The organism is Microbacterium sp. VKM Ac-2870 (assembly GCF_015350795.1).
Taxonomy (GTDB): domain Bacteria; phylum Actinomycetota; class Actinomycetes; order Actinomycetales; family Microbacteriaceae; genus Microbacterium.
In genome coordinates, this window is record NZ_JADKSH010000010.1 from 1 (window position 1) to 5550 (window position 5550).

Sequence of the window (5550 nt, forward strand, 5' to 3'; positions counted from 1 at the left end):
GAGAAGTTGCCCTGCGGGCGAGGCTGAGAGGCCGAGCAGTGGGAGCATCCGATCCTTGAGAACTCAACAGCGTGCACTTGTCAAATGCCAAATAACCTCGACTCCACTTTTGGTGGGGTGAGATTCCTTTGGATCAAGTCCAACTCCTTCCGGGGGGTTGGCGTTATGGATTGTCAGTGATGGCATCTTTTTGGTCAGTTCAAACTCGCGGCCTTGTCGTTTTTCCGATGGGGTTTGCATTATTTCTTTATGGAGAGTTTGATCCTGGCTCAGGATGAACGCTGGCGGCGTGCTTAACACATGCAAGTCGAACGGTGAAGCCCCGCTTGCGGGGTGGATCAGTGGCGAACGGGTGAGTAACACGTGAGCAATCTGCCCCTGACTCTGGGATAAGCGCTGGAAACGGCGTCTAATACTGGATACGAACCGTGGAGGCATCTTCAACGGTTGGAAAGATTTTTTGGTCAGGGATGAGCTCGCGGCCTATCAGCTTGTTGGTGAGGTAATGGCTCACCAAGGCGTCGACGGGTAGCCGGCCTGAGAGGGTGACCGGCCACACTGGGACTGAGACACGGCCCAGACTCCTACGGGAGGCAGCAGTGGGGAATATTGCACAATGGGCGAAAGCCTGATGCAGCAACGCCGCGTGAGGGATGACGGCCTTCGGGTTGTAAACCTCTTTTAGCAGGGAAGAAGCGAAAGTGACGGTACCTGCAGAAAAAGCGCCGGCTAACTACGTGCCAGCAGCCGCGGTAATACGTAGGGCGCAAGCGTTATCCGGAATTATTGGGCGTAAAGAGCTCGTAGGCGGTTTGTCGCGTCTGCTGTGAAATCCCGAGGCTCAACTTCGGGTCTGCAGTGGGTACGGGCAGACTAGAGTGCGGTAGGGGAGATTGGAATTCCTGGTGTAGCGGTGGAATGCGCAGATATCAGGAGGAACACCGATGGCGAAGGCAGATCTCTGGGCCGTAACTGACGCTGAGGAGCGAAAGGGTGGGGAGCAAACAGGCTTAGATACCCTGGTAGTCCACCCCGTAAACGTTGGGAACTAGTTGTGGGGTCCATTCCACGGATTCCGTGACGCAGCTAACGCATTAAGTTCCCCGCCTGGGGAGTACGGCCGCAAGGCTAAAACTCAAAGGAATTGACGGGGACCCGCACAAGCGGCGGAGCATGCGGATTAATTCGATGCAACGCGAAGAACCTTACCAAGGCTTGACATATACGAGAACGCTGCAGAAATGTAGAACTCTTTGGACACTCGTAAACAGGTGGTGCATGGTTGTCGTCAGCTCGTGTCGTGAGATGTTGGGTTAAGTCCCGCAACGAGCGCAACCCTCGTTCTATGTTGCCAGCACGTAATGGTGGGAACTCATGGGATACTGCCGGGGTCAACTCGGAGGAAGGTGGGGATGACGTCAAATCATCATGCCCCTTATGTCTTGGGCTTCACGCATGCTACAATGGCCGGTACAAAGGGCTGCAATACCGTGAGGTGGAGCGAATCCCAAAAAGCCGGTCCCAGTTCGGATTGAGGTCTGCAACTCGACCTCATGAAGTCGGAGTCGCTAGTAATCGCAGATCAGCAACGCTGCGGTGAATACGTTCCCGGGTCTTGTACACACCGCCCGTCAAGTCATGAAAGTCGGTAACACCTGAAGCCGGTGGCCCAACCCTTGTGGAGGGAGCCGTCGAAGGTGGGATCGGTAATTAGGACTAAGTCGTAACAAGGTAGCCGTACCGGAAGGTGCGGCTGGATCACCTCCTTTCTAAGGAGCATCTGAAGTTTTCGGACTTCCAGAACCCAGATCGAAGGCACCTGTTCTTCGCTGGGAGCTCATGGGTGGAACATTTGACGAGGTGTCGGGGAGTGATCTTCGAGCTAGTACGGCCTTCGGGTCTGGAACGTTTGGGGTGAGCTTTTCGGGACATGCACGCTGTTGGGTCCTGAGGGACCGGATGTGTCATGACTTTCGGGTTGTGGCCTGACGAACCTCAGGGCCTTTCTTGTTGCCGACGGTTGTTGGTTGCGGGGAGGGTACCGCCCGTACTTTGAGAACTACACAGTGGACGCGAGCATCTTCGATGCGACACCTTTGGGTGTTGTGTCGTGAAGATGATCTTAAAGATCATTTAGTCAATTTCGATTGACGATTCAACTCATGTGATTTCAAGTCTTTAAGAGCAAACGGTGAATGCCTTGGCATCTGGAGCCGAAGAAGGACGTAGCAATCTGCGATAAGCCTCGGGGAGTGGATAAGCACACTGTGATCCGAGGGTGTCCGAATGGGGAAACCCCGCTGGGCGGCGTGCCGACCTAGTGACTCCCGCCTGAATATATAGGGCGGGTAGAGGGAACGTGGGGAAGTGAAACATCTCAGTACCCACAGGAAGAGAAAGCAACCGCGATTCCGTTAGTAGTGGCGAGCGAAACCGGAACAGGCTAAACCGAGTACGTGTGATATCCGGCAGGAGTTGCGTATTCGGGGTTGTGGGACTTTTCAGGTTGCTCTGCCGAGCAGCCGGCGTTACAAGAAGGTATAGACGAACTGGATTGAAAGCCAGGTCATAGAGGGTGCGAACCCCGTAGTCGAAATGCCTCTCTTGGCGCGAAGAGTATCCCAAGTAGCACGGGGCCCGAGAAATCCCGTGTGAATCTGTCAGGACCACCTGATAAGCCTAAATACTCCCAGATGACCGATAGCGGACAAGTACCGTGAGGGAAAGGTGAAAAGTACCCCGGGAGGGGAGTGAAATAGTACCTGAAACCGTTTGCTTACAAACCGTTGGAGCCTCCTTAGTAGGGGTGACAGCGTGCCTTTTGAAGAATGAGCCTGCGAGTTAGCGATACGTGGCGAGGTTAACCCGTGTGGGGTAGCCGTAGCGAAAGCGAGTCTGAATAGGGCGATTCAGTCGCGTGTCCTAGACCCGAAGCGAAGTGATCTATCCATGGCCAGGCTGAAGCGACGGTAAGACGTCGTGGAGGGCCGAACCCACTTAGGTTGAAAACTGAGGGGATGAGCTGTGGATAGGGGTGAAAGGCCAATCAAACTTCGTGATAGCTGGTTCTCTCCGAAATGCATTTAGGTGCAGCGTTGCGTGTTTCTTGCCGGAGGTAGAGCTACTGGATGGCCGATGGGCCCTACAAGGTTACTGACGTCAGCCAAACTCCGAATGCCGGTAAGTGAGAGCGCAGCAGTGAGACTGTGGGGGATAAGCTTCATAGTCGAGAGGGAAACAACCCAGACCACCAACTAAGGTCCCAAAGCGCGTGCTAAGTGGGAAAGGATGTGGAGTTGCCTTGACAACCAGGAGGTTGGCTTAGAAGCAGCCACCCTTGAAAGAGTGCGTAATAGCTCACTGGTCAAGTGATTCCGCGCCGACAATGTAACGGGGCTCAAGCACGCCACCGAAGTTGTGGCATTGACATTTTTGGTAGGCCTTCGTGGTCCAGCCGTGTTGATGGGTAGGAGAGCGTCGTGTGGCCAGCGAAGCGGCGGTGTGAACCAGCCGTGGAGGCTACACGAGTGAGAATGCAGGCATGAGTAGCGAAAGACGTGTGAGAAACACGTCCTCCGAAAGACCAAGGGTTCCAGGGTCAAGCTAATCTTCCCTGGGTAAGTCGGGACCTAAGGCGAGGCCGACAGGCGTAGTCGATGGACAACGGGTTGATATTCCCGTACCGGCGAAGAACCGCCCAAACTAATCCAGTAGTGCTAAGTATCTGAATCCCTTTGATGGATCCCTTCGGGGTGAAGCGTTGGGCCTAGCGTACGACCCCATTCTGGTGCGGTTAGCGTATTAACAGGTGTGACGCAGGAAGGTAGCCCATCCCGGGCGATGGTTGTCCCGGGGCAAGTGCGTAGGCCGACTCTTAGGCAAATCCGGGAGTCATGAAGGCTGAGACACGATGCGGATAAAAAGTGGGTGATCCTATGCTGCCAAGAAAAGCATCGACGCGAGGTTCTAGCCGCCCGTACCCCAAACCGACTCAGGTGGTCAGGTAGAGAATACCAAGGAGATCGAGAGAATCGTGGTTAAGGAACTCGGCAAAATGCCCCCGTAACTTCGGGAGAAGGGGGGCCATCCGCTTATACCAGCTTGCCTGGAAAAGGGTGTGGTGGCCGCAGAGACTAGTGGGTAGCGACTGTTTATTAAAAACACAGGTCCGTGCCAAGTCGCAAGACGATGTATACGGACTGACGCCTGCCCGGTGCTGGAAGGTTAAGAGGACCGGTTAGCCGCAAGGCGAAGCTGAGAATTTAAGCCCCAGTAAACGGCGGTGGTAACTATAACCATCCTAAGGTAGCGAAATTCCTTGTCGGGTAAGTTCCGACCTGCACGAATGGCGTAACGACTTCCCAACTGTCTCAACCGCGAACTCGGCGAAATTGCATTACGAGTAAAGATGCTCGTTACGCGCAGCAGGACGGAAAGACCCCGTGACCTTTACTACAGCTTGGTATTGGTGTTCGGTGTGGCTTGTGTAGGATAGGTGGGAGACTTTGAAGCGGTGACGCCAGTTACCGTGGAGTCATTGTTGAAATACCACTCTGGTCACTCTGGATATCTAACTTCGAACCGTAATCCGGTTCAGGGACAGTGCCTGGTGGGTAGTTTAACTGGGGCGGTTGCCTCCCAAAAAGTAACGGAGGCGCCCAAAGGTTCCCTCAACCTGGTTGGCAATCAGGTGGCGAGTGTAAGTGCACAAGGGAGCTTGACTGTGAGACTGACAGGTCGAGCAGGGACGAAAGTCGGGACTAGTGATCCGGCAGTGGCTTGTGGAAGCGCTGTCGCTCAACGGATAAAAGGTACCTCGGGGATAACAGGCTGATCTTGCCCAAGAGTCCATATCGACGGCATGGTTTGGCACCTCGATGTCGGCTCGTCGCATCCTGGGGCTGGAGTAGGTCCCAAGGGTTGGGCTGTTCGCCCATTAAAGCGGTACGCGAGCTGGGTTTAGAACGTCGTGAGACAGTTCGGTCCCTATCCGCTGCGCGCGTAGGAAATTTGAGAGGATCTGACCCTAGTACGAGAGGACCGGGTTGGACGAACCTCTGGTGTGCCAGTTGTTCTGCCAAGAGCACCGCTGGTTAGCTACGTTCGGGATGGATAACCGCTGAAAGCATCTAAGCGGGAAGCCGGCCTCAAGATGAGATTTCCATACCCTTCGGGGTGAGAGGCTCCCAGCCAGACTACTGGGTTGATAGGCCGGATGTGGAAGCGTGGCAACACGTGAAGCTGACCGGTACTAATAAGCCGATGACTTGATAACACACCGTTTTTGGTGCTTGCGTCCACTGAGTGGTTCTCGATGTACGGTCGAGAACCGCATAACGATGATTCGTTATGTGTTTGATTGAAACATCAATAGTGTTTCGGCGGCCATAGCGTGAGGGAAACGCCCGGTTACATTCCGAACCCGGAAGCTAAGCCTCACAGCGCCGATGGTACTGCAGGGGGGACCCTGTGGGAGAGTAGGACACCGCCGGACTTCTTTCAGGAAATGGCCACCCACTGTTGGGTGGCCATTTCCCGTTAACACACCGA

General features: G+C 54.6%; 3 rRNA genes. All 3 read left to right on the plus strand.

The features are described 5' to 3' along the window. Nucleotides 1-246: 246 nt before the first annotated feature. The 3 genes from ITJ43_RS14945 (at nt 247) to rrf (ending at nt 5494) form a co-directional block, all read left to right on the plus strand. A 16S ribosomal RNA gene (locus ITJ43_RS14945) occupies nt 247-1769 on the plus strand. Between the two features lie 399 nt (nt 1770-2168). Continuing rightward, nucleotides 2169-5275, plus strand: a 23S ribosomal RNA gene (locus ITJ43_RS14950). Nucleotides 5276-5377: 102 nt separating this feature from the next. After that, nucleotides 5378-5494 (plus strand): 5S ribosomal RNA (gene rrf, locus ITJ43_RS14955). The 16S, 23S and 5S rRNA genes sit together here, the layout of an rRNA operon. The last annotated feature ends 56 nt before the right edge of the window (nt 5495-5550 follow it).